Source organism: Pseudomonas migulae, from assembly GCF_024169315.1.
GTDB lineage: Bacteria > Pseudomonadota > Gammaproteobacteria > Pseudomonadales > Pseudomonadaceae > Aquipseudomonas > Aquipseudomonas migulae_B.
This window is the reverse complement of sequence record NZ_JALJWR010000001.1, coordinates 6,143,257-6,168,057: the sequence shown is the minus strand read 5'-3', so window position 1 is coordinate 6,168,057 and position 24,801 is coordinate 6,143,257. Positions and strand designations below refer to the sequence as shown.

Here is a 24,801-nt window from a genome sequence, read left to right as displayed (position 1 = left end):
CCTTTTTGACGAGGCAAAGGGCTGTATTGACAGTGCAAAGCTGACCGAAAGGTTAACTTTATAGATTTATGCACTTATAGAAAACAACTGGTTACAAAAATCTGACCGAACAATCAAAAAACCGCTGCTTTGCGGCGGAGCAAATCGATGAACAGACCCAACTCCCGACTGATGTGTTCGCCCTTGCGCAGCAGCAATCCGAACGGCGCCAGCTGCACGTCCAGCGCCACCGGCAGCGCCACCACCAGACCCATTTTCAGGTAGTCGCGCAACGCGGTTTCCGACAGCACCATGATCGCGTCGGTCAGCTGGATCAGTTGCTGCATCGAGTACACCGAGCTGCACTCGATGATGTCGGCAGGCGTCGGCAGGGCCAGGCGTTGCAAGGCCTGATCCAGCCCAATGCGCGCCGGACTGGTTTCCGGTTGCAGGATCCACGGCCAGCCGCTGACCAGTTCCGACAGCTCGAGTTTTTTGCGTTTGGCCAATGGATGACCGGCGTGCACCACCACCAGCAATCGTTCATTGCCCAATTGCTCGAACTCGTAATGCTCGCTGTCCGTGGCCGCGTTGCGCCGAGCGATGGCAAGGTCGATACGGCCCTGCTCCAGCAGTTGAATCACCTGGTCGCTGGTGTCGCCCATGATGCGGATTCGCAGCTGAGGATTGAGCGCCTTGATCTCGGCGATCGAATCCATGACCAGGTCCGGTGCGGCGCCCATGATGGTGCCGATCGAGAGATAACCGTAGCCGCCCTGCTGCCGCGCAATCAGGTCTTCGGCGCAGCGGTCGAGGCCACTGATGGCTGACTCGGCGAAGCGGATCAACTCGGCGCCCAACGCCGTCGGCCGCATCCCGCGCGGCAGGCGCTCGAACAGGTCGCAACCGAACATGTCTTCGATCTCATGCAGCATGCGGGTCGCGGCCGGTTGCGACATGTTGAGGTTTTGCGAGGCGCGGTGCAGGTTCAGACTGCTACTCAGCGCCACCAGCATGTGCAGATGCTTGTAGCGCAGACGGTTGAGCAGGCTGCGGGAAACGGTGGGTGTCGTCATGACGAGCCTTTTTTATCGATACCCTGAAGGTATCAGTTGTTAGCTAGATTCGATTTGTAACGCATCGATCCGCGGCCGTACAGTCTTTCCCATAAGAACAAATGCCCTACCAAAGGAAAACTGCGATGAAGACTCTACCCGCGCCTCTGCTCGCCAAAATTTCCTGGCGGCTGCTCCCGTTCCTGCTGCTGATGTACATCATGGCCTTCCTCGACCGCGCCAACGTCGGGTTCGCCAAGCAAGCCTTTCAAGCCGACACCAACATCAGTGACGCCGCGTTCGCCTTCGGCGCCGGGGTGTTCTTCGTCGGTTACGCACTGCTGGAAGTGCCGAGCAACCTGATCCTGCACCGCGTCGGCGCCCGTCTGTGGATGTGCCGGATCATGGTCACCTGGGGCCTGGTCTCCGCCGCCATGGTCTTCGCCCACACCGAAACCAGTTTCTATGTCCTGCGCTTCTTGCTGGGCGTGGCCGAAGCCGGTTTCTTCCCCGGAGTCATCCTGTACCTCACCTACTGGTTCCCCAGCGCCGCGCGCGGCAAAGCCATGGGCTTCTTCTACTTCGGTGCGCCGCTGGCGTTTATCTTCGGCAGCCCGTTGTCCGGTCTGCTGCTGGAGCTGGACGGCTTTGCCGGTGTCCACGGCTGGCAATGGCTGTTCGCCGTTGAAGGCCTGATGGCCACGGCGGTAGGTGTCTGGGCCTATTGGTACCTGGACAATCGCCCGGCCGATGCAAAGTGGCTGACGGTTGAAGAACGCCAGCAAGTGCAAGGCATCCTCGATCAGGAAGACAGCCACAAACAGAACCATGGCCGCAGCCTGCTCAACGTGATCTGCCAGCCCTCGGTGCTGTACCTGTGCCTGATTTATCTGCTGATCCAGGCCAGCGTCTACGGCGTGGTGTTCTATCTGCCTACCCAGGTCGGCGGATTGCTGGGCACCAAGGTCGGGCTGATGGTCGGACTGGTCACGGCGATTCCGTGGATCTGCGCGATCGTCGCGGCGTACCTGATCCCCGGCTACAGCGACCGCACCGGCGAACGTCGACGCACCGCTTGCCTGACTTTGCTGATGTCGGCCGCCGGGATCGCCTGCTCGGTGACGTTCAGCAGCCCGTTCCTCGGCATCATCGCCTTGTGCTTCGCCGCGTCCGGTTTCATCGCCGTGCAACCGGTGTTCTGGACCTTCCCTTCCAGTTACCTCGCCGGCAGCGCCGCAGCGGCCGGGATCGCCCTGATCAATTCGTTCGGCGCCCTCGGCGGTTTCATCGCCCCGGTGCTGAAAAACTGGGCCGAAGGCGCCTTCCATTCACCCGCCGCAGGCTTGTACGTGCTGGCCGGCACCACCGTCATTGCCGCGTTGCTGGTGCTGGGCGTGCGTGCGCCCGGCCATAAAGCCTCGAACAAACCGGCCACCGTTTAAACCTGAGGAGTCACACCATGGGCATTCCAACCATCAAACACGTCCGCGCTTTTACCTTGAGAGGCGGCGGCGCGGATTACCACGATCAGGCGGACGGCCACTGGATCGACGATCACATTGCCACGCCAATGAGCAAATACCCGGAGTACCGCCAGAGCCGCCGCACCTTCGGCATCAACGTGCTCGGCACGCTGGTGGTGGAGATCGAAGCCAGCGACGGCACCGTCGGTTTCGCCGTGACCACCGGTGGCGAGCCCGCTGCCTACATCGTCGAGAAACACCTGGCACGTTTCCTCGAAGGCGCACGGGTCACCGACATCGAAAAAATCTGGGACCAGATGTACCAGTCGACCCTGTATTACGGGCGCAAAGGCATCGTCATCAATACGATCTCCGGCGTTGACCTGGCGTTGTGGGACTTGCTCGGCAAGATCCGTCAGGAACCGGTGCATCAATTGCTCGGCGGCGCGGTTCGCGACGAATTGCAGTTCTACGCCACCGGCGCTCGCCCGGACCTGGCGCAGAAAATGGGGTTCATCGGCGGCAAGATGCCGCTGCATCACGGCCCGGCCGAAGGCGAGGAAGGCTTGCGCAAGAACCTCGAAGAACTGGCGACCATGCGCGAACGGGTCGGCCCGGACTTCTGGCTGATGCTCGATTGCTGGATGAGCCTGGACCTCAATTACGCGACGAAACTGGCGGTCGGCGCTCACGAATACGGCTTGAAGTGGATCGAAGAAGCCCTGCCGCCGGACGATTACTGGGGCTACGCCGCGCTGCGCAACAATGTGCCCAAAGGCATGTTGGTGACCACCGGCGAACATGAAGCGACCCGCTGGGGTTTCCGCATGCTGCTGGAGATGGGCTGCTGCGACATCATCCAGCCGGATGTCGGCTGGTGCGGCGGGATCACCGAACTGGTGAAAATCTCCGCCCTGGCCGACGCCCACAACGCGCTGGTCATTCCTCACGGCTCGTCGGTTTACAGCTATCACTTCGTCGCCACGCGGCACAACAGCCCGTTTGCCGAGTTCCTGATGATGGCGCCGAAGGCTGACGAAGTGGTGCCGATGTTCCATCCGCAATTGCTCGGCGAACCGGTGCCGGTGAACGGCCGCATGCGCCTGTCGGCACTCGATCAACCGGGCTTCGGCGTGACGCTCAATCCGGAATGCCAACTGCATCGGCCGTACAACCGTTGAGAAAGGACCCCGTCATGAACATGCCTCACAACGCTTTCAAGGCCGCCCTGAAAAACCCGGCGACCCAGTACGGCATCTGGGCCGGTTTCGCCACCGGCTACGCCGCCGAGATCGTCGCCACCACCGGTTACGACTGGATGCTGATCGACGGTGAACACGCACCGAACACCGTGCCTGGCGTACTCGCGCAATTGCAGGCGGTGGCGCCCTACGCCACCGCGCCGGTGGTGCGTGCGGTGACGGGTGACGCCAACCTGATCAAGCAGTTGCTGGATATCGGCGCGCAGACGCTGATGATCCCCATGGTCGAAACCGCCGAGCAGGCGGCGGCCCTGGTCCGTGCCATGCGTTATCCGCCGCACGGTATTCGAGGCGTCGGCGGCGGCCTGACTCGCGCCACCCGCTGGGATGGCGTACCGGATTACCTGACCACCGCCCATGAGCAGCTGTGCCTGATCGTTCAGGTGGAATCGCGAATGGGTGTTGAAAACGTCGAAGCGATTGCTGCCGTCGAAGGCGTCGATGCGGTGTTTATCGGGCCTGCGGATCTGTCCATCGGCCTCGGCCATGCCGGCAATCCCGGCCACCCGGAAGTCCAGGAACAGATTCAAAACGCGGTACACGCCACGCTGGCGGCCGGCAAGGCCTGCGGCATTCTTGCGCCGAACGAAGAGGACGCGCGCCGCTATCAGAGCTGGGGTTGCCAGTTTATCGCCGTGGCGATCGATATCAGCCTGTTGCGTCAGAGCGCAATGACCACTCTGGCGCGCTATCGCACACCGGCCACCGCTCAAGCGCCGTCACGCACCTACTGATCAAGGAGTCGTCTCCATGCCTGTCTACGAAAACTTCATCAACGGCCAGTTTGTCGCCAGTACTGCTCATATCGATGTGATCAACCCCGCCACCGGCGCGGTGCTGTCGCAAGTCCCGGCCTCGACTGCTGAAGACGTGGATCGCGCCCTCGCCGCCGCCCGCGCCGCGCAAAAGGACTGGTCGCGCAAACCGGCGATTGAACGCGCCGGGCATCTGCGGCGCATCGCCGCCAAGCTGCGGGAAAACGTCGCGCTCCTGGCGCGCACCATCACCCTGGAACAAGGCAAGATCAGTGGCCTGGCGGAAGTTGAAGTCAACTTCACCGCCGATTACCTCGATTACATGGCGGAGTGGGCGCGACGCATCGAAGGCGAAATCATCACCAGCGACCGTCAAAACGAAAACATCTTCCTGTTTCGCAAACCGCTGGGCGTCGTCGCCGGGATTCTACCTTGGAATTTCCCGTTCTTTTTGATCGCCCGCAAGATGGCGCCGGCGCTGCTGACCGGCAACACCATCGTGATCAAGCCCAGCGAAGAAACCCCGAACAACTGCTTCGAATTCGCCCGACTGGTAGCCGAAACCGACCTGCCACCCGGCGTGTTCAATGTGGTCTGCGGAGACGGCCGAGTCGGTGCGGCGCTCAGCGCGCACAAGGGAGTCGACATGATCAGCTTCACCGGCAGCGTTGATACCGGCTCGCGGATCATGGCCGCCGCCGCGCCGAATATCACCAAGCTCAATCTGGAACTGGGCGGCAAGGCGCCGGCGATTGTGTTGGCGGATGCCGACCTGAATCTGGCGGTGAAGGCCATCCGTGATTCGCGGATTATCAACAGCGGCCAGGTGTGCAATTGCGCCGAACGGGTGTATGTCGAGCGCAAGGTTGCCGATCAATTCATCGAGCGTATCGCGGCGGCGATGAGCGCCACGCGCTATGGCGACCCGATTGCCCGGCCGGATGTGGAAATGGGACCGCTGATCAACCGTCAGGGTCTGGACAGCGTCAACCGTAAAGTCCGCACGGCGTTGAGCCAGGGTGCGAGTTTGATCAGCGGCGGGCAGATTGCCGATCTGCCGAATGGTTTCCACTTCCAGCCCACCGTGCTGGCCGGTTGCGACGCCACGATGGAAATCATGCGCGAAGAGATTTTCGGCCCGGTGCTGCCGATCCAGATCATCGATGACCTCGACGAAGCCATCGCCCTGGCCAATGACTGCGAGTACGGCCTGACTTCGTCGATCTACACCCGCGACCTGAGCAAAACGATGCACGCGATGCGCGAGCTGGATTTTGGCGAAACCTACGTCAACCGCGAAAATTTCGAAGCCATGCAGGGCTTCCATGCCGGGGTGCGTAAATCCGGGATTGGCGGTGCGGATGGCAAGCATGGGTTGTATGAGTACACGCATACGCATGCGGTGTATTTGCAGGGCTGAGTTTTGCGGTGTTGCTGATGCCGCTATCGCGGGCAAGCCCGCTCCCACAGTGATCTGCGTTGTTGCACAAATTGTGTGAACAACAAAGGCCCTGTGGGAGCGGGCTTGCCCGCGATGGCGTCAGGTCAGCCAATGAGATGCAGTCAGAAGTCCACAGTCGCCGAAAGCAGGTAAGTCCGCGGCGTCGACAGCGTTAACCCAGGCTCGCTGTCATCCGAAGCCCCGGCCGAACTCCAGTAGCGTTTGTCCGCCACGTTCTCGACATTGGCCCGCAGGGTGATGTTCTTGTCCTCGACCTTGAACGCATAACGTGCGCCCACGTCGAAACGCTCCCACGAATCGATTTCCTTGTTGTTGGACTGGTCCAGGAACTGCGAGCTGGAATAGATGCCGCGGCTGGTCAGGGTCAAGCCCTGCACGGGCGGCACATCCCACTCGGCACCCAGGTTGACGTTGTATTTCGGCGTGGCCGGCGCGCGGTTGCCGTCGAAGGTGCCATTGGTGGTGTTGGTCAACTCACTGTCGATGTACATGACACCGCCGAGCAAGCGGAAACCCTGGAGTGGCTCACCGAACACACTCACCTCCACACCGTCGTTCTGACGTTTGCCATTCGGACCGAAGACGCGCGTCGTGGCGTTGGTCTCGTAGGCCGGCTGCTTGATCCGGAATACCGCGGCGGTCACGGCGAACTTACCCGCATCATACTTGGCGCCGACCTCGACCTGGCGGCTGACAAACGGCGGGAAGATCTCGTCCTCGTTGATCGAGGTCGACGGTGCGATCTTGCCTTGGCTAAGGCCTTCCATGTAGTTGGCATACAGCGACAGCTTGTCGGTCGCCTTGAACAGGATACCGCCCGACGGCGAGACCTTTTCCTCATCGTAGGCGGTGTCGCCTTTGACATCAGCCGTCCAGTCGTCGACCTTCACGCGCTGCCAGCGAGCGCCGAGGGTCAGCAGCAGTCGGTCATCGAAGAAACCCAGGGTGTCGGACAGCGCCACACCGGTGGAGCGGTTCTCGGTGTAGACCTTGTCATCCAATCGCGTGGGCCTGACAGGCGTGCGGGTTTCCACGGGGTTGTAGAGGTTGCTGTTGGCATTGGCATAACGGGCGCCGCCATTTTCGAAATCCATGTAGAAATAGCTGGCGGCCAGGTTGACCTCATGACTCACCGGGCCGGTGTGGAACCAGTTGCGCACCCCGGCGGTGGCCGTGCGGACACTTTCGTCACGGGTGAAGTCACGGGGCTGAACGGTGAAGTCGCCCCGGTTGTTGGTGACTGAAACGGCATGACGGAGGAAGTCATGATTGCTTTCACGCGCGCCTACGCCGCCGTACAACATGACGTTATCGCTGACATCGAATTCGCCGTTTACCGTACCGAACGTGTCGTTGGTACTGGCCTTGCTCCAGGGCTGCGCATAGTTGTGACGTACATCGCTGGCATGCGGAACCTGCGCGTTGGCGCCGACCTGCACGCGCTCTTGCGGCGCGTCGGTATCACGCTCGGTGCGTCCGAGGTCGGTCGAGAGTCGCAGGCGTTCACCGCGAAAATCCAGGCCCAGTACGGCCATCTCGCGGTCGACATTCTGATGATCCCATTCGGTGTCGCCGGACTGCTTCACGCCGTTGAAACGAATCCCGAACTTGTTGTCTTCACCAAAGCGCCTGCCGATATCCACGGCACCGCCGGTCTGGCTGTCGGACGCGTAGTTGCCGGTAAAGGAAGTGATCGGCTTATCGGTCGCGCGCTTTGGCACCACGTTGATCCCGCCACCCACGGCGCCTCGCGGCGAGATGCCGTTGATGAGCTGGCTCGGGCCTTTGAGAATGTCGACGCGATCGGCCATTTCCATGTCGATCGTATAGGTTGGCAAAACGCCGTAGAGACCGTTGTAGGCAACATCACTGTTGAACAGGCTGAACCCGCGAATGGTGAATTGCTCATACCGCCCACCGGCCGGGTTGGTGGCGCGAACCGAGGGATCGCTGGCGATCAGCTCGCCCAAAGTACGCGCCTGCAAGTTCTTGACCGCCTCGCTGGTGTAGGTGGTCATGCTGAACGGCGTTTCCATGAAGTCTTTCGAGCCCAGCAAGCCCTGCGATCCGCGGCGCGCGACCTGGCCGCCGGCATACACCTCGCCGTCCGCCCCGCCGGTGGCACCGAGAATCGAGGTCGGGGCCAGTTGCAGGCTGCTGCCTTCTGGCGCCGGGGTCAGGATGTAAGCCTGTTCGCCCACCGGTTGCAGTTGCAGGCCGGAACCCTGCAACAGCCGGGCAAAGCCCTCCTCCACCGCGTACTCACCGGACAGCCCGGTGCTGTTGCGACCGCTCACCAACGCCGGGTCTACCGAGAGATTGACGCCAGCCAACCCGGCGAAACGGGTCAGCGCATCGCTCAGGCTGCCGGCAGGTACCTGATAACTGCGCCGGCTACTCTCGTCGGCCCAACTGGCGGTGATGAACAACGGACTGGCACTCAGGCCCAACAACAGGCTCAGGTGCAACAAGGGACGCAGGCGGAAAGAAGCCGGGCGTGGATGGCAAGTAGCGGACATTGAAAGGGCTCTCTTGATTCGTTCACATGCCTTGAATGACAAGCGAGCCAAAAAAAGGGGACAGGCTTCACACACTATTTTTGCGCGGCAGCAACGTGACCCAATAACGGGTTCGGGAATGCACCTCCAGCGGCAGGCTGGCCGCGAGCAGCGCGAGGACGCGGTCAGTGTCGTCCAGCAGGAAACTGCCGGTGACGCGCAGTGTTTCCAGCTCCGGTTCCCAGCGCAGAACGCCGGGACGGTAGGTGCCAAGCTCGCGGAGGAAATCGCCCAACGGCTGGTTTTTCGCCATCAACACACCTTCACGCCATCCGGGAGCCAGCGCATCGAATGGCGTGATCGCTCCGGCACCCACCGCTTGCAGGCTGACCTGCTGACCGCCGCGCACGGCCAGGGTCGGCCCGTGCAAGGGCTGCAACTGCACGGAACCGTTGAACACCGACACTCGACAGCCTTGTGCGTGCTGGCGAACGCAGACTTCGCTTTGACTGACGATGACATTGCCGAACTTCGTCTGGATCGTCAGCGGCGCAGTACCCGACACCTTCAGCGACAGTTCGCCCTCGATCAACTTCACGCGGCGACTTTGCAAATCCACATCGACGGCGCTGGCGGTGTTGAGTTGCAAGGAACTGCCATCGGCGAGCTGCACTTTTTTGCGCTCGCCTGTGGCGGTGTGCAGGTCGGCACGCCAGACATCCAGGGGCAACTGTCGGCTGATCAGCCAGGCCGTCGGCACCAACGCCACGGCGCCCAATGCCCGCTTGAGCACCACACGCCGCCCCGGATCAGGACGATCCAGACTGCTCAGCGCCAGCCCCGGAGGCAGATCGGCGAAACGCTGACGCAAGGCTTGCGCCTTCTGCCAGGCCTGCTCGTGAGTGGCACTGGTATCACGCCAACGCTGCAAATTCGCTCGGTCCTGCTCATTGGCACCGCCCGATTCCAGCAGCGCAAGCCACTGCGCCGCAGCACGGACCGCCTGCCGGGGATCGGACGTTTGACTGTTCACAGTTCGACCAACAGGCAATGCTCGTAGGCTTGCGCCATGTAGCGTTTGATCGTGCGCTCGGACACCTCCAGGCGCTCGGCGATTTGCTGGTAATTCAAGCCTTCGAGCTGACTCCAGAGAAACGCCCGTCGCACCGCCCTCGGCAGTCCATCGAGCAGTTCATCCAGCGCCTGCAGGGTTTCCAGCAGCAGCCAGCGCTGCTCGGGTGATGGCGCGCACTCTTCGGGCATCGATGCCAACGCGGCCAGATAGGCCTGCTCCAGACTGCGACGCTGGTAGAAATTGCTCAGCAGGCGTTTGCCCACGGTCAGCAGATAGGCACGGGGTTCTTTCAGGTCGGCGATCCGCTGGGAGCTGGCAAGCAAACGCAGGAACGTATCCTGGCTCAGGTCCGCTGCATCACAGCCGTTGCCCATGCGTCTTCTCAACCAGCTTTCAAGCCAGCCACGGTGATCGCGGTACAGGTCGTGAAGGGTTTGCTCCTTCGGCATCGCTGCATCACTCATCTCAAGAAGCCCTGTGCCAAGGAGTTATCGTAAATGAGAGTGATTCTAATTAATGTCGGAGGCGTGGACCAAGTCCTTTATGCATCGGACGTGCAGAAAGTTGGTACTGGAGATAATGGAGAGGCATAAAAGCCAAATTTCAGACACAAAAAACCCCGGTCTTTCGACCAGGGTCTTTGCTATCGACTCGAAGATAAACCAAAGGCTTTCTTCGTAGCTCCAAGGCGTTCAGTGGGCCTTGAGGCAGATATGGCGCAGCGGACGGGACTCGAACCCGCGACCCCCGGCGTGACAGGCCGGTATTCTAACCGACTGAACTACCGCTGCGTATCGCTTTGGACTTGCGTCCTAACTCGTCTGATTGAAGCTTCGAGGCTTTCAATCTCGAATCAGGGATAAACCTGATCCGGAAAATATGGCGCAGCGGACGGGACTCGAACCCGCGACCCCCGGCGTGACAGGCCGGTATTCTAACCGACTGAACTACCGCTGCGCGTCGGTGGAGGCTTTTCAGCTTCCATCTTGCTTTCGCAAGACTCTCAAGAAGTGGTGGGTGATGACGGGATCGAACCGCCGACATTCTGCTTGTAAGGCAGACGCTCTCCCAGCTGAGCTAATCACCCTTTGCTTCTCTGAGGCCGCGAAATTTACGCACCTAACGAAGCTAAGTCAATAGCCCGCTTGAAGTTTTTCTGAAAAAGACAAAATCGTGTCATTCGGGGCAACGTCGGCAACAGCCAGATCGCCTTCGCGAGCAAGCCCGCTCCCACGGTTGACCGCGCGTAGCCTGAAGAAATGCGGTCAACTGTGGGAGCGCGCTTGCTCGCGAAGGCGGCGGGACATTCGACATAAAGGCTGAAGAAATCACCCCTGTCCGAATTATTCGCTGTAAATCATCTTCTTGGTCATTCCGCCATCGACCACAAACTCCTGGCCCGTGACGAAACCCGCATTCTTCGACAACAACCAGGCAACCATTGCCGCCACATCTTCAACCGTCCCTACCCTGCCCGCCGGATGCTGTGCATGGTCAGCTTCGGTGAGGGGTTCGGCACGCCGCACTGCTGGGTCTCGCGCATCGATCCAGCCCGGACTGACAGCATTGACGCGAATTTCCGGCCCCAGGCTGATCGCCAATGCGTGAGTCAGGGCCAACAGCCCGCCCTTGCTCGCCGCGTAAGCCTCTGTGTCGGGTTCCGACTGCCCGGCGCGGGTCGAGGCCAGGTTGACGATCGCACCGCTGTGAGCGCGCAGGTACGGCGCACAGTGCTTGGCCAACAGCATCGGCCCGCTGAGATTCACCGACAGCACCCGATTCCAGTAAGCCAGATCAAGGCTTTCCAGGGTGATGTTGTGCGGATCGGCCACTGCCGCGTTGCACACCAGCGCATCCAGACGCCCGAACTGCCCCAGCACTTCGGCAACGCCCAGCGCGACCTGTCCCTCGTTCGAGACGTCCATGGCGATGAACCAGGCGTTCTCACCCAGCACCTTCGCCACTTTCGAACCACGCACCCGATCCAGGTCCGCCAACACCACCTGCCAGCCTTCACTGATCAGCCAGGCGGCGATCCCCAGACCAATGCCCCGCGCTGCACCGGTCACCAGTGCAACGCGACCATTGGAACCGGTAATCGGGATGGACAACTCGATCACAAGGCAGCCAACCCGCGCGCCAGATCGGCCTGCAGGTCGGCCACGTCTTCCAGACCGACCGCAATGCGGATCAGGCTGTCACGGATGCCCGCCGCTTCACGTTCCTGCGGCGCCAGACGGCCGTGAGAAGTCGTGCTCGGGTGAGTAATGGTGGTCTTGCTGTCGCCGAGGTTGGCAGTGATCGAGATCAACCGGGTCGCATCGATAAAGCGCCACGCGCCCTCTTTGCCGCCCTTGACCTCGAAACTCACCACGGCGCCGAAACCTTTCTGCTGACGCTGAGCCAAATCGTGCTGCGGGTGGCTTTTCAGGCCGGCGTAATGGACTTTCTCGATACCGTCCTGCTGCTCCAGCCACTCGGCCAGTTGCTGGGCATTGGCGCAGTGCGCCTTCATGCGCAGGCTCAGCGTTTCCAGGCCCTTGAGGAAAATCCAGGCATTGAACGGGCTCAAGGTTGGTCCGGCAGTGCGCAGGAAACCGACCACTTCCTTCATCTGCTCGCTACGCCCCGCCACCACGCCGCCCATGCAACGGCCCTGGCCGTCGATGAACTTGGTCGCCGAGTGCACGACGATGTCCGCGCCCATCTTCAGCGGCTGCTGCAACGCAGGCGTGCAGAAACAGTTGTCGACCACCAGCATCGCGCCTTTGGCGTGAGCGATTTTCGACAATTCGGCGATATCCACCAGCTCGGCCAGCGGATTGGACGGCGACTCGACGAACAGTAACTTGGTGTTGGCCTTGATTGCCGCATCCCAGCCGGACAAGTCCGCCAGAGGCACGTAGTCGACTTCGATGCCGAAACGCTTGAAGTACTTCTCGAACAGGCTGATGGTCGAGCCAAACACGCTGCGCGAGACCAGTACGTGATCGCCAGCACTGCACAGGCTCATCACCACCGCCATGATCGCGGCCATGCCGGTCGCCGTAGCTACCGCTTGCTCAGCGCTTTCCAGCGCGGCAATGCGCTCTTCGAACGCGCGAACGGTCGGGTTGGTGTAACGCGAGTAAACGTTGCCCGGCACTTCGCCAGCAAAGCGTGCAGCCGCGTCGGCGGCGGTACGGAATACGTAGCTGGAAGTGAAGAACATCGGATCACCGTGTTCGCCTTCCGGCGTGCGGTGCTGACCGGCGCGTACGGCCAGGGTATCGAACGCTACGCCTTCGAGGTCGCTGTCCAGCCGACCGGCATCCCAATCCTGACTCATGCTGTCACTCCTTGCCTTGCTCTAATCAGTAGATACAAAACCGGCCTGTAGGAGCATGGCTTGCCCGCGAAGGGGCCTTTGGGGACGCCAAAAGCTTCGCGGGCAAACCTCGCTCCTACAGGCCGCTCGTTTACTCAGTTGTTGTACAGATCGATGATCGCACTGACTGCCTGCGTCTTGACCTTGGAGGCATCGTTACGTGCCTGCTCGATCTTGTTCAGGTAAGCCTCGTCGACGTCGCCGGTGACGTACTGGCCGTCGAACACCGCGCAATCGAACTTGTCGATCTTGATCTTGCCGCCACCGACCGCTTCGATCAAGTCAGGCAAGTCCTGATAGATCAGCCAGTCAGCGCCGATCAGATCCGCCACGTCCTGAGTCGAACGGTTGTGGGCGATCAGTTCGTGAGCGCTTGGCATGTCAATACCGTAGACGTTCGGGTAGCGAACGGCCGGTGCCGCGGAGCAGAAGTAGACGTTCTTGGCGCCGGCTTCGCGGGCCATCTGGATGATCTGCTTGCAAGTGGTGCCGCGAACGATCGAGTCGTCCACCAGCATCACGTTCTTGCCGCGGAATTCCAGTTCGATGGCGTTGAGCTTCTGGCGTACGGATTTTTTCCGCGCAGCCTGCCCCGGCATGATGAAGGTGCGGCCGATGTAGCGGTTCTTCACGAAGCCTTCGCGGAACTTGACGCCCAGGTGGTTCGCCAGCTCCAGCGCCGCGGTGCGGCTGGTGTCCGGAATCGGAATAACCACGTCGATGTCGTGATCAGGACGCTCGCGCAGGATCTTCTCGGCGAGTTTCTCACCCATGCGCAGACGGGCCTTGTAGACCGACACGCCGTCGATGATCGAATCCGGACGCGCCAGGTAGACGTGTTCGAAGATGCACGGGGTCAGGGACGGGTTGGTCGCACACTGACGGGTGTGCAGCTTGCCGTCTTCAGTGATGTAGACCGCTTCGCCCGGTGCCAGGTCGCGAATCAGGGTGAAACCGAGCACGTCCAGGGACACGCTTTCGGAGGCGATCATGTACTCGACGCCTTCGTCGGTGTGACGCTGACCGAAGACGATCGGGCGGATGCCGTGCGGGTCGCGGAAACCGACGATGCCGTAGCCGGTCACCATCGCAACAACGGCGTAACCACCGACGCAACGGTTGTGCACGTCAGTGACGGCAGCGAACACGTCTTCTTCGGTTGGCTGCAGCTTGCCGCGCTGGGCCAGTTCGTGCGCGAACACGTTCAGCAGCACTTCCGAATCGGAGTTGGTGTTGACGTGGCGCAGGTCAGATTCGTAAATCTCCTTGGCCAGCTGTTCAACGTTGGTCAGGTTACCGTTGTGCGCCAGGGTGATGCCGTAAGGCGAGTTGACGTAAAACGGTTGAGCTTCGGCCGAAGTCGAGCTGCCCGCGGTCGGATAACGCACATGGCCAATGCCCATGTGGCCAACCAGACGCTGCATGTGACGCTGATGGAACACGTCACGCACCAGGCCGTTGTCCTTGCGCAGGAATAACCGGCCGTCATGGCTGGTCACGATACCGGCAGCGTCCTGGCCGCGGTGCTGGAGGACGGTTAGCGCGTCATACAGCGCCTGATTGACGTTCGACTTACCGACGATACCGACGATGCCACACATGCGACGCAACCCCTACTTAATGGATCTGAACTGAACACAACTCACTGAGGCGTTTTGGCCGTCGGCAAGAGGTGCTCCTTGAACGGTATTTCAGCGGGTACGCTGATACCGCTGGCAAGCCACTGACTGCTCCACCCAAGGATCAGGTTTTTGGACCAGTCTGCGACCAATAGAAATTTTGGCACGAGCTGCGACTGTTGCCACCACCCGTCCTGCTGTACCGGCCCCAGGCTCAACAGCCCGACCGCCACGACCACCAGCAACACGCCACGCGCGGCGCCGAAGGCCATGCCGAGGAATCGATCGGTCCCGGACAACCCGGTGACGCGAACCAATTCGCCGATAAGATAATTGATCATTGCGCCTACGATCAGCGTGGCGACAAACATTATTGCGCAGCCCGCGATCACGCGAGCCGATGGCGTTTCGATGTATCCGGCGAGGTACTCGGACAATGCACCACCGAACATCCAGGCGACGACTCCTGCGATGATCCAGGTCACCAGCGATAATGCTTCCTTGACGAAGCCGCGGCTCAGACTGATCAATGCGGAGATGGCGATGATTGCAACGATCGCCCAGTCAACCCAGGTAAATGGCACAGTGCAGCCTACAGACGGATAAGGCGGCGCATTTTAGCAGAGCCCATGCTTATCGGTAAGCTGCGATTGTCAGTGCATTTCAAATCGGGGCGATAGTTTTCAACCGCGCTCAGGCTGGAAGCGCACCACAAAACCCTTGAGGTTCTGCTGACGGTTCAACAAGTCACGCAGACGATCGGCTTCCGCACGCTCGATCAGCGGTCCGACGAACACCCTATTCTTGCCATCGGCAGTCCGGATATAGGCGTTGTAACCCTGGCTGCGCAGGGTTTTTTGCAGGTTTTCTGCGCTGGCACGGTTCGACAGGCTGGCCAGTTGCACCGACCAGCTGACCGACAGGCCATTGGCATCGACGCGGCTTTGAGTCGTGTCCGGTTTGCCCGGTGCGGCGGTAATCGGCTGGCTCGGCGCGGTCGTTGGTTTGCTGACCGGAGCCGGTGCCGGAGGTGGCGCTACCGGTTTCGCGACAGGCGCAGGTGCGACGGGCGCTGTCGGTGCGACGGGTATCGATGGCTCTTCCTGCTGCGCGATGTCGTCATCGCTCGGCACGGGCTCTTGCGGCAAGGCTTGAGGTTCGGGCACGACCACCGGTTCAACCTGAACCTGAGGGACAGAAGGCGCCTGCGGCGCAGCCGGTGCTTCGACCGTGACCTGCCGCTGCTCATCCTGACGGGAAAACAGCATCGGCAGGAAAATCACTGCCAGCGCCACCAGCACCAGGGCGCCGACCATCCGCTGTTTGTAAGCCTTATCCAGCAATGCCATTTGCCGCTTCCTCCGTGGAGCGCCGGGCCAGCCATTCAAGGGCCTCGGCAACACAATAAAATGATCCGAACAACAGAATCTCGTCGTCGCTCGTCGCCAGCGCGCACTGCCCTTCCAGGGCCGCGGCCACGCTGTCATAGGACGTTACTGAAGCGCCAAGGCTCTGCAACGCCCCGTGCAAATCGGCAACCGGCCGCGCCCGCGGCGAATCCAGCGGCGCAACAGCCCAGTGCTGGACACTAGCATTCAATTCGCCGACAACACCATCCAGATCCTTGTCCGCCAGCAATCCAAATACGGCCAGACGCTTGCCGGCCGGTGGTCGGCTCGCCAGACGACGAGCCAGATATTCGGCCGCATGGGGGTTATGCCCCACATCCAGCAACAGGTTCAGGCGCTTGCCCTGCCAGTCGAACTGCCTGCGATCGAGACGCCCGACCACTTTCGTAGCTTTCAGGGCATCAACAATTTGCGCATCCACCCAAGGCAAACCGAGCAGCAGATAGGCTTGCAACGCCAGCGCGGCGTTTTCCATCGGCAGATCGAGCAATGGCAAATCATGCAACTCGACACCTTGCCCTTGAGCGTCAAGACCGCGCCATTGCCAGTTGTGATCGGTCACGCCGAGGTCAAAATCGCGCCCACGCAGGAAAAACGGGCAAGCCAGCTCGCGCGCTTTATCCAGCAGAGGTTGAGGAGGATTCAGATCGCCACAGAGCGCAGGCGCGCCCTGGCGGAAGATGCCGGCTTTTTCGTAGGCCACGGATTCACGGGTGTCGCCCAGATAATCGGCGTGATCAACGCCGATGCTGGTCACCAGTGCCATGTCGGCATCCACCACGTTGACCGTGTCCAGACGCCCGCCCAGGCCGACTTCCAGCACCACAGCATCAAGTCCGGACTGTTGAAACAGCCAGAACGCCGCCAGGGTGCCCATCTCGAAATACGTCAGGGAAGTGTCGCCACGACCGGCTTCTACTGCGGCGAAGGCTTCACACAGCTCGGCGTCGGTCGCTTCGACGCCGTTGACCTGCACCCGCTCGTTGTAACGCAGCAAGTGCGGAGAATTGTAGACACCGACTTTCAGGCCCTGCGCCCGCAGCAACGAAGCCACGAATGCGCAGGTAGAACCCTTGCCGTTGGTGCCGGTGACCGTGATCACCCGAGGTGCCGGCTTGCCCAGTCCCATGCGGGACGCTACCTGTTGCGAGCGCTCCAGCCCCATGTCGATGGCCGAAGGGTGCAACTGCTCAAGGTAGGCGAGCCACTCGCCAAGGGTGCGTTGGGTCATATGTTTGCAGGCACCGGCGGAACCACGATCGGTTCGATGGGTGCAGCGACGAATTTCGGCGTCGGCTTGCCGGTCAGTTGCGCCAGCAGGTTGCCCAGACGCGGACGCAGTTCCTGACGGTGAATGATCATGTCGATCGCACCGTGCTCCAGCAGGAATTCGCTGCGCTGGAAGCCTTCCGGCAGTTTTTCACGAACGGTTTGCTCGATCACGCGCGGACCGGCGAAGCCGATCAGGGCTTTCGGCTCGCCGACGATCACGTCGCCGAGCATCGCCAGGCTGGCGGAAACGCCGCCGTAGACCGGGTCGGTCAGGACGGAGATGAACGGAATGCCTTCTTCACGCAGACGCGCCAGCACCGCAGAGGTCTTGGCCATTTGCATCAGGGAGATCAGGGCTTCCTGCATCCGCGCACCACCGGAGGCGGCGAAGCAGATCATCGGGCATTTGTTTTCCAGGGCGTAGTTGGCGGCGCGCACGAAGCGCTCACCAACGATGGCGCCCATGGAACCGCCCATGAAGGAGAATTCAAACGCCGAAACCACCACCGGCATGCCCAGCAGGGTGCCGCTCATGGAGATCAGTGCGTCTTTCTCGCCAGTCTGCTTTTGCGCAGCGGTCAGGCGGTCCTTGTACTTCTTGCCGTCACGGAATTTCAGGCGATCGACCGGCTCCAGGTCCGCACCCAGCTCATTGCGGCCTTCGGCGTCGAGGAAAATGTCGATACGGGCGCGTGCGCCGATACGCATGTGGTGGTTGCACTTGGGGCAAACGTCCAGGGTCTTTTCCAGCTCCGGACGATACAGCACAGCCTCGCAAGACGGGCATTTGTGCCACAGACCTTCAGGCACCGAGCTCTTCTTGACCTCGGAACGCATGATCGAAGGGATCAGTTTGTCTACTAACCAGTTGCTCATGCTTTCTTTCTCCAGTACCGGCGGCCCGAACGCTCTGGTTCGCAGCCCCGCGTATGCCCTTGAGCTAAATTCATGTGTGTGGCGATGATCGGTGGATGGCCGGGTCAGTGAAGCGTGACCTGCGTACAACCCATCAATCCTCAGCCGTGCCTGCTTTGTGCAGCGCAGTGCATTTTGGGACGGCGGCAGTCTGCCAGCCGTCACATCAACTACGTGCTACTGCGTACAGCCTTGATGAATGCCTGAATCTTTGCGTGATCCTTGATGCCCCTGCTCGCCTCTACCCCACCGCTGACGTCCACGGCGTAAGGCCGGACCCGGGCAATCGCCTCGGCGACGTTGTCCGGCGTCAAACCGCCCGCCAGGATGATCGGTTTGCTCAAGCCTTGCGGTATCAGAGACCAGTCGAATGCTTCGCCGGTTCCGCCGGGTATGCCTTCGACGTAGGCGTCGAGCAGGATTCCGCTGGCACTTGGGAACGCATTGCATGCTGCCGCAATGTCGTCGCCGGCCTTGACCCGCAGCGCCTTGATGTACGGCCGGTGCCAGCCTTCACAGTCGTCAACGGTTTCGTCGCCATGGAACTGCAGCAAGTCCAGCGGCACGGCGTCGAGCAGTTCGCCCAACTCGCAACGGCTGACATTGACGAACAAACCTACGGTGGTCACGAACGGCGGCAGCGCCTTGATGATGTCGCGCGCCTGCTGGAACGTCACCGCCCGCGGGCTCTTGGCGTAAAACACAAACCCGATCGCATCCGCACCAGCCTCGACCGCTGCCAACGCGTCTTCTATGCGGGTAATCCCGCAAATCTTGCTGCGAACGGCTGACATGTCGATAAAACCTCAGGGCATATCCGGGAAAGTCCCGGATGGTAACAAATGCGTTCGAGGGCGTCAGCCGTCAAGTTCGGCGAAACCGGTCAAGAAGTGTGGACCGATGTAACGCTCGGGCAATTCGAACTCGTCGCGGTACTCGACCTGCACCAGATACAGGCCGAATGGGTGCGCCGTCACCCCGCCGGAGCGGCGAATCCGGCTCTCGAGGACTTCTTTCATCCACTCCACCGGACGCTCGCCAGCGCCAATGGTCATCAATACACCGGCAATGTTGCGCACCATGTGGTGCAGGAAGGCGCTGGCGCGGATATCCAGCACAATCATCTTGCCGTGTCGCGTGACACGCAGATGATGCAGTTCCTTGATCGGCGACTTGGCCTGGCACTGGCCCGCGCGGAAAGCACTGAAATCGTGGGTGCCAACCAGGTATTGCGCGGCCTCGGCCATGCGCTCGACGTCGAGGGGGCGGTGATTCCAGGTGATTTCTTCGTTCAGGTGCGCCGGGCGGATCTGATCGTTGTAGATCACGTAGCGATAGCGCCGGGCAATGGCCTTGAACCGCGCATGGAAATGCGCCGGCATGACCTTGGCCCAACTGACGCTGACGTCGTGGGGCAAGTTGATGTTGGCACCCATGACCCAGGCTTTCATCGAACGCTCGACCTGCGTATCGAAATGCACCACCTGACCGCACGCATGCACGCCCGCGTCCGTACGCCCGGCGCAGAGCAGTGACACCGGTGAATCGGCGACTTTGGACAAGGCCTTCTCCAGGGTTTCCTGCACCGTGAGCACACCGGACGCCTGACGCTGCCAGCCGCGAAAGCGCGAACCTTTGTATTCAACGCCCAAGGCGATGCGGAAAAAGCCGTCAGCCGCCATTTCGGCAGCCGGGTTATCTATATTTGCCAAGGAGTAACAGCCTGCTGATCAACGCAAAGGCGGGCATTATAAGGCCGCCGGACCGGGACGCCAGAGGCGCGTGTCGTTTGTGCCGTTGCAGTGCCCATGCTGACTTCGCTATATAGATAACTACACAACGAATAAATAGAAACCCACCGAGACCTGATGATGACCGCACTCCTCAAAGAAGCCGTCGGCCTGGCTTACAGCCTGGACGGCATGCTGCACGCCAAACGCAAGACGTGGGAAGCCATCGACGAAATGGCCCGACGCATCAAACCCGGCATGCGCGAATCCGAGGCGCTGACCATGAGCCTTGAAGTCTTGAACGAGCTGGGGATGGATCGCATCTGGCACCCCTCGAAGATCCGTTTTGGCGAAAACACCCTGAAAACTTTCAAGCAACGCTCCGAAGGCGATCCGGTACTGGCTGAGAACGACATTTTCTTTATCGACCTCGGCGTGGTCTGGGATCGCCATGAAGGCGACTCTGGCGCAACGTTTGTCGTCGGCGACGATCCCGAGATGAAGGCGTGCGCGACGGCAGCCAAGACTTTGTTCGATCAGGTCCACGATTACTGGCGCACCCGACAGGTGGCTGGCCCTGAGCTGTACCGTTACGCCGACGAACAGGCGACAGCGATGGGCTGGAAGTTGAACCTGGAAATCAAGGGGCATCGGGTCAGTGATTTCCCCCATGCGATTTATCGAGCCGGGGATTTGGGCAATTTCGAGGAGTGCCCGAATGTCGGGCTGTGGATTCTGGAAATCCAGATCGCACACCCTACCCGCCCGTTTGGTGCGTTTTATGAGGACTTGCTGGCCTGAGGCAAAAAGCTTCGCGGGCAAGTCGGATCCAAAAGACACCACAGCAACACGACACAAACAAAAACGGCAGCCTCAATGGGCTGCCGTTTTGTTAACGCCTTACCGATCAATCAAGCCAGACGCGCAAGCATTTCCTTGGCTTCGCTCTTCTGACCCGCATCACCCTCGGTCACGACTTCGTTGAGGATGTCCCGCGCGCCGTCGGCGTCGCCCATGTCGATGTAGGCCTGGGCCAGATCGAGCTTGGTGGCGACTTCGTCGGTGCCGGAGAGGAAATCGAATTCCGGCTCGTCAGCGGCGGAAGCCAAGGCGTCTTCTGCCGTGAAGGTCGGTTCGCCAATGCTCTGGGACAGACGATCCAGTTCGGCGTTGACGTCATCCAGCTCGGCCGCGAAGGCATCCGGAGCGTCCATTTCATCGGCCAGCGACAGATCGAAATCCGCCGGAAGCTCCAGATCATCCAGTGGAACCTCAGGGACGGCCGGTGTTTCGGCAACAGGCAAGTCCTTGACGTCGTCATCCAGGCTCAACAGGAAATCGTCTTCGGCCAGCGTTGCCGGCGAAGGCGTGGCACCGAGGTCCATGTCCAGGTCGAAGTCAGACAGGTCGTCGAGGTTTTCCTTGATTTCGGTCTGCTGCTGCAGAACCGACTCAAAGCTCAGGTCGTCGTCCAGCGGGAACTCTTCCAGTTCGGCCAACGCTTCTGGTGCAGGCGTCGACTCAGGTGCAACCACCGCAGGAGAGGCCGTTTCCAGATCATCCAGGCTCAGATCAAACGCGCTGTCGAAGTCGTCATCGGCCAGTGCCGGTGCCGGTGCTTCGGGCTCGTCCTTCAACAGATCCTGGACGTACTGGGCGTCCAGTTCCGCAGCGACGGCCGCTGCAGCCAGGCCACCGGCCGCGATGACAGCCATGGCCGGGAAGCGGGTTTTCAGTTCTTCGACACGGGCGAAGTTTTCGCCGTTGGCCACGAGCTGACGCTCCTGGGCCACGAACGCATCGCGATCGCCCTGCTGACCGTAGACTTCCATCAGCTTCAGACGCAGATCACTGCGCTGAGGCTCTTGCTTGATGCCGTCTTCCAGCAACGCAGCCGCCTGATTCAGGCGACCGGCCGCCATGTGCGACTGCGCGTTGGCCAGTACGTCGTCATCGCGTTCAGCGGCAGGCGCGACCAGTGGCGCAGCGATCGGCGGCGTCACCACTACTGGCGCAATTACCGGAGCCGGAGCTGGTGCAGGGGTCGGCGCTGGTGCAGGAGCAGGAGCCGGCGCGGTCGCAAGCTTCACGCTTGGCGGAGGAACTTCCAGACCTTCGAAGCTGCTTTCCGGCAGATCCTGATCAACGGAGAACTCCTGCTCCTCGGACAAGGCACGGGCCATGCGCAGGTGTTTCTCGGCTTCCTGCTGGGCTTTGCGGCGACGGGCCAGTAACAGCAGCAACAGCAGCACAACCACCGCTCCGCCACCGACCATGCCCAGCAACCACGGATTGGTCAGCAGTTCGTTGAATTTCTGCTCGTCGGATGTCGCAGGCGCGGGTTCGATCGGCGTCTCGGCCGGGGCCGGGGTGGCCTCAGGGGCTGGTGTTGCCGGCGTGGCTGCGACAGGTGCTGGGCTCGGGCTCAATTCGGCCGAGATGGCCGGAGCCGTCGTCGCAGCAGCCGGCGCGCCAGCAGACCCTTCAGCCTGCAACTTGGCCAGTTGATTGTTCTTCAGTTCGATCAGGCGTTGCAGCTTGTCCAGCTGGCTTTGCAGATCGGTCATGCGGCTTTTCAGTTCAGCGTTGTCACGACGGGTCGTGTCGAGGCTTTCCTGGGTCACGGCCAGCTTGTTGCTCAAGGCCTTGGCATCACCGCCCGCACCTTTGCCACCCGCTTTGCCGGTCTCGGCGGACACCAGGCTCAAATTGTCCTTGGCAGGCTGCGCAGGAGCGCCTTCACCGCGAGCGCGTTTGGTCGCGTCGAGTTGCTGCTGCCCGGTCCCGGGCTTCGCTACATAACGACGACCCTGCCGCCACGCGGTGTTCTGCGCCGCGACTTCAGCAATGGCCTTGGGTTGCGGCACGCTGGTGGCTTGCGTCTGATCCGGCAGGCGCAGGACCTGGCCGGTCTTCAGCAGGTTGATGTTGCCGTTGATGAACGCATCCGGGTTCAGCGCCTGGATGGCCAGCATGGTTTGCTGGACCGAGCCGCCATTGCGCGCCTTCGCGGCGATTTCCCAGAGGGTATCCCGTGGCGTGGTGGTGTATTGGGTCGGCGTGGCGGCGCCGGTCACGGGTGCAGTGACCGTCTGGGTCGGTGCCGGTTGCGCAGCCGCGTCAGCGGTTTGCGGCGAGAATTTGGACGGATCGAGCAGCACGCTGTAATCGCGCAGCAGGCGACCGTTGGGCCACGTCACTTGAACCAGAAATTTAAACATCGGTTCGGACAGCGGCTTGCTGGATGTCACACGCAGAATGCTTTTGCCACTGGGGTTGAGCACCGGAGTGAAGCTCAGATCATTGAGAAATGCCTGACGGTCGACACCGGCCCTGATGAAGTCTTCAGGATACGCCAGGCTCGGCACCACTTCGGCAGCGGTGAGGTCCTGGACGTCGAGCAACTCGATTTCCGCCACCAGCGGCTGGTTCACCGACGACTTCAGGGTCAGCTCCCCGAGTCCGAGGGCATGCGCCATACCGGAGGACAGCGCCGAGGCGGCCGCTATTGCTAACACCAGTTTGCGAACTTGAACCATAGCCTCATCCTTTGTTTGAACATTCCTCGGCCAGCGAGAAGGTATTGATAGTCGCTGCCGTAAGGCATTGCGCGCGGCGGCGAAGGGTCGTCGCGCGCGATCATTTCTGTCATGCCCCGGAAAGCCCCGCAGGGTGACTCGCCTTCAGCAATCCGGCCAGGCATGGCGCCCGGCCAGAATCATTCTGCAAATTACTGCAAGTATCTTTTACAGCAGGTCTTTTATCAACAATTCAGCCACCTGCACAGCATTGAGCGCCGCCCCTTTGCGTACGTTATCTGACGTCAGCCACAAATTAAGTTCCGACGGGTCGTCGATTCCAGCGCGAACCCGACCGACGTAGACCACATCCTGCCCTACCGCGTCGCCTACCGCGGTCGGGTAATCGCCGGCTTCCACCAGCTCGATACCCGGCGCGTCTTCCAGCGCTTCGTTGATTTTTGCCAGGTCCACAGCGCTCGCTGACTGCAAGGTCACGTTAAAGCTATCGCCAAAAAACACCGGGGCTTGAATGCAAGTGACGGAAATCTTCAATGAAGGCAACGCCATGACCTGACGCAGCTCACGCACCAGACGTTTTTCCAGCAGCGTATGGCCTTGATCATCGGGCTTGCCGACTTGCGCCAACAGGTTGAAAGCCATCTGCCGATCGAAAAAAGTCGGCTCCAGCGGACGCACATTGAGCAGTTCGGCGGTTTGCCGGGCCAGTTCAGTGACGGCTTCGCGACCTTGGGCAGAAACCGCCAGGCTGGCAGTCACATTGACGCGTTGCAGGTCAAGCAAACCGAGCAACGGCGCGAGCACCACGGCCAATGTGGTGGCCGACGGGCTTGGGCTGCTGACCTGGAACGGTTTTTTCAGACCCGCCAACACCTCGGCATTGGCTTCCGGCACTACTTGCGGCGCCTGGTCGGACGGCAAGGCGCCGGACAGATCGATCAGCGAGCACCCGGCGGCCGTGGCGCGCGCGACGAAACTCAAGGTCACCGCCGGGCCTGCGGCGAAAAACACCAATTGCACTTTGCTGAAGTCGAATTCATCGACTTCCCGCACCCGCACGTTCTTGCCGCGAAACGGCACCGAATGCCCGGCGGACTCGCTGCTGGCCAACAGGTGCAGGTTGCCGACCGGAAAATCGCGTTCTTCGAGAATCTGCACCAGCGTTTCGCCGACAGTACCGGTGGCGCCGATCACGGCAATATCAAAGGACTGGCTCATGGTTCTACCTCTGGCGAAACGGGGGGAGCGGCACTTTACCGGGTGGGTGGCGTGCAGGCAATTATGTGGCGTCTGTACCGGCCTCATCGCGGGCAAGCCCGCTCCCACAGGTTTTGTGTTGCCCCCAAACTTTCGCACGACACAAACCTTGTGGGAGCGGGCTTGCCCGCGATGGCGGCGGAG

General features: G+C 61.0%; 20 protein-coding genes and 3 tRNA genes. 5 read left to right on the top strand and 18 right to left on the bottom strand.

Going from position 1 to position 24,801, the window contains the following annotated elements; all coding sequences use genetic code 11:
- Nucleotides 1–113: 113 nt before the first annotated feature.
- Nucleotides 114–1,055, bottom strand: a complete 942-nt coding sequence (locus tag J2Y86_RS28395; protein WP_253439332.1) for a LysR family transcriptional regulator — start codon at nucleotides 1,053–1,055, stop codon at nucleotides 114–116.
- A 125-nt stretch (nucleotides 1,056–1,180) separates the two neighbouring features.
- Between J2Y86_RS28395 and J2Y86_RS28390 the strand changes: the two genes are divergently transcribed.
- Genes J2Y86_RS28390 through aldA form a run of 4 tightly spaced genes read left to right on the top strand, consistent with a single transcriptional unit; the run spans nucleotide 1,181 to nucleotide 5,934 of the window.
- Nucleotides 1,181–2,476, top strand: a complete 1,296-nt coding sequence (locus J2Y86_RS28390; RefSeq protein ID WP_253439330.1) for an MFS transporter — start codon at nucleotides 1,181–1,183, stop codon at nucleotides 2,474–2,476.
- A 17-nt stretch (nucleotides 2,477–2,493) separates the two neighbouring features.
- Complete coding sequence (gene rhmD / locus J2Y86_RS28385; protein WP_008067008.1) at nucleotides 2,494–3,678, top strand: L-rhamnonate dehydratase; 1,185 nt, start codon at nucleotides 2,494–2,496, stop codon at nucleotides 3,676–3,678.
- A gap of 14 nt (nucleotides 3,679–3,692) precedes the next feature.
- On the top strand, nucleotides 3,693–4,493 hold the full coding sequence (locus tag J2Y86_RS28380) for an aldolase/citrate lyase family protein (RefSeq protein WP_253439328.1): 801 nt from the start codon (nucleotides 3,693–3,695) through the stop codon (nucleotides 4,491–4,493).
- 16 nt (nucleotides 4,494–4,509) lie between these two features.
- Nucleotides 4,510–5,934, top strand: coding sequence for an aldehyde dehydrogenase (aldA, locus tag J2Y86_RS28375; RefSeq protein WP_253439326.1), 1,425 nt, complete (start codon nucleotides 4,510–4,512; stop codon nucleotides 5,932–5,934).
- A 143-nt stretch (nucleotides 5,935–6,077) separates the two neighbouring features.
- Here the strand turns inward: aldA and J2Y86_RS28370 are convergent, their stop codons facing one another.
- The 15 genes from J2Y86_RS28370 to truA all read right to left on the bottom strand — a co-directional run bounded on the left by J2Y86_RS28370 (nucleotide 6,078) and on the right by truA (nucleotide 19,813).
- Nucleotides 6,078–8,495 (bottom strand): TonB-dependent receptor, encoded by a 2,418-nt coding sequence (locus tag J2Y86_RS28370; protein ID WP_253439324.1) that lies wholly within the window; start codon nucleotides 8,493–8,495, stop codon nucleotides 6,078–6,080.
- 67 nt (nucleotides 8,496–8,562) lie between these two features.
- Nucleotides 8,563–9,507 (bottom strand): FecR domain-containing protein, encoded by a 945-nt coding sequence (locus tag J2Y86_RS28365; RefSeq protein WP_253439322.1) that lies wholly within the window; start codon nucleotides 9,505–9,507, stop codon nucleotides 8,563–8,565.
- Nucleotides 9,504–10,013, bottom strand: coding sequence for a sigma-70 family RNA polymerase sigma factor (locus tag J2Y86_RS28360; RefSeq protein ID WP_253439320.1), 510 nt, complete (start codon nucleotides 10,011–10,013; stop codon nucleotides 9,504–9,506). Before J2Y86_RS28360 ends, J2Y86_RS28365 begins: the two co-directional genes overlap by 4 nt.
- A 250-nt stretch (nucleotides 10,014–10,263) precedes the next feature.
- Nucleotides 10,264–10,340: transfer RNA gene (locus J2Y86_RS28355), tRNA-Asp, on the bottom strand.
- 89 nt (nucleotides 10,341–10,429) lie between these two features.
- Nucleotides 10,430–10,506, bottom strand: a tRNA-Asp gene (locus tag J2Y86_RS28350).
- Between the two features lie 54 nt (nucleotides 10,507–10,560).
- A tRNA-Val gene (locus tag J2Y86_RS28345) sits at nucleotides 10,561–10,636 on the bottom strand.
- 256 nt (nucleotides 10,637–10,892) lie between these two features.
- Nucleotides 10,893–11,669: an SDR family oxidoreductase gene (locus J2Y86_RS28340; RefSeq protein WP_253439318.1), complete on the bottom strand. Its 777-nt coding sequence runs from the start codon at nucleotides 11,667–11,669 to the stop codon at nucleotides 10,893–10,895.
- The gene (locus J2Y86_RS28335) at nucleotides 11,666–12,877 is read right to left on the bottom strand and encodes an O-succinylhomoserine sulfhydrylase (protein WP_253439316.1); all 1,212 of its coding nucleotides are present in this window, start codon (nucleotides 12,875–12,877) and stop codon (nucleotides 11,666–11,668) included. The genes J2Y86_RS28340 and J2Y86_RS28335 overlap by 4 nt, the downstream gene beginning before the upstream one ends.
- A gap of 134 nt (nucleotides 12,878–13,011) precedes the next feature.
- Nucleotides 13,012–14,517 (bottom strand): amidophosphoribosyltransferase, encoded by a 1,506-nt coding sequence (gene purF / locus J2Y86_RS28330; protein ID WP_007935163.1) that lies wholly within the window; start codon nucleotides 14,515–14,517, stop codon nucleotides 13,012–13,014.
- 41 nt (nucleotides 14,518–14,558) lie between these two features.
- Nucleotides 14,559–15,119 (bottom strand): CvpA family protein, encoded by a 561-nt coding sequence (locus tag J2Y86_RS28325; RefSeq protein ID WP_017337640.1) that lies wholly within the window; start codon nucleotides 15,117–15,119, stop codon nucleotides 14,559–14,561.
- 99 nt (nucleotides 15,120–15,218) lie between these two features.
- Nucleotides 15,219–15,884 (bottom strand): SPOR domain-containing protein, encoded by a 666-nt coding sequence (locus tag J2Y86_RS28320; protein ID WP_253439314.1) that lies wholly within the window; start codon nucleotides 15,882–15,884, stop codon nucleotides 15,219–15,221.
- Nucleotides 15,868–17,175, bottom strand: coding sequence for a bifunctional tetrahydrofolate synthase/dihydrofolate synthase (gene folC / locus J2Y86_RS28315; RefSeq protein ID WP_253439312.1), 1,308 nt, complete (start codon nucleotides 17,173–17,175; stop codon nucleotides 15,868–15,870). The genes J2Y86_RS28320 and folC overlap by 17 nt, the downstream gene beginning before the upstream one ends.
- Nucleotides 17,172–18,092 (bottom strand): acetyl-CoA carboxylase, carboxyltransferase subunit beta, encoded by a 921-nt coding sequence (gene accD, locus J2Y86_RS28310; RefSeq protein ID WP_214382092.1) that lies wholly within the window; start codon nucleotides 18,090–18,092, stop codon nucleotides 17,172–17,174. The genes folC and accD overlap by 4 nt, the downstream gene beginning before the upstream one ends.
- A 209-nt stretch (nucleotides 18,093–18,301) precedes the next feature.
- Complete coding sequence (locus J2Y86_RS28305; RefSeq protein ID WP_253439310.1) at nucleotides 18,302–18,925, bottom strand: phosphoribosylanthranilate isomerase; 624 nt, start codon at nucleotides 18,923–18,925, stop codon at nucleotides 18,302–18,304.
- A gap of 63 nt (nucleotides 18,926–18,988) precedes the next feature.
- Nucleotides 18,989–19,813, bottom strand: coding sequence for a tRNA pseudouridine(38-40) synthase TruA (gene truA / locus J2Y86_RS28300; RefSeq protein ID WP_214384750.1), 825 nt, complete (start codon nucleotides 19,811–19,813; stop codon nucleotides 18,989–18,991).
- A 189-nt stretch (nucleotides 19,814–20,002) separates the two neighbouring features.
- Here truA and J2Y86_RS28295 point away from each other — a divergent pair, with 189 nt between their 5' ends.
- A complete protein-coding gene (locus J2Y86_RS28295) occupies nucleotides 20,003–20,662 on the top strand; it encodes a M24 family metallopeptidase (protein ID WP_253440479.1) in 660 nt (219 codons plus the stop codon).
- Nucleotides 20,663–20,772: 110 nt separating this feature from the next.
- On the opposite strand, the gene J2Y86_RS28290 is transcribed toward J2Y86_RS28295, so the two are convergent.
- Nucleotides 20,773–23,400, bottom strand: coding sequence for a FimV/HubP family polar landmark protein (locus tag J2Y86_RS28290; RefSeq protein WP_253439308.1), 2,628 nt, complete (start codon nucleotides 23,398–23,400; stop codon nucleotides 20,773–20,775).
- A gap of 207 nt (nucleotides 23,401–23,607) precedes the next feature.
- Nucleotides 23,608–24,618 carry an aspartate-semialdehyde dehydrogenase gene (locus tag J2Y86_RS28285; protein ID WP_253439306.1) on the bottom strand — a complete coding sequence of 337 codons (1,011 nt, stop codon included), beginning with the start codon at nucleotides 24,616–24,618 and terminating at the stop codon, nucleotides 23,608–23,610.
- Between the last annotated feature and the right edge of the window lie 183 nt (nucleotides 24,619–24,801).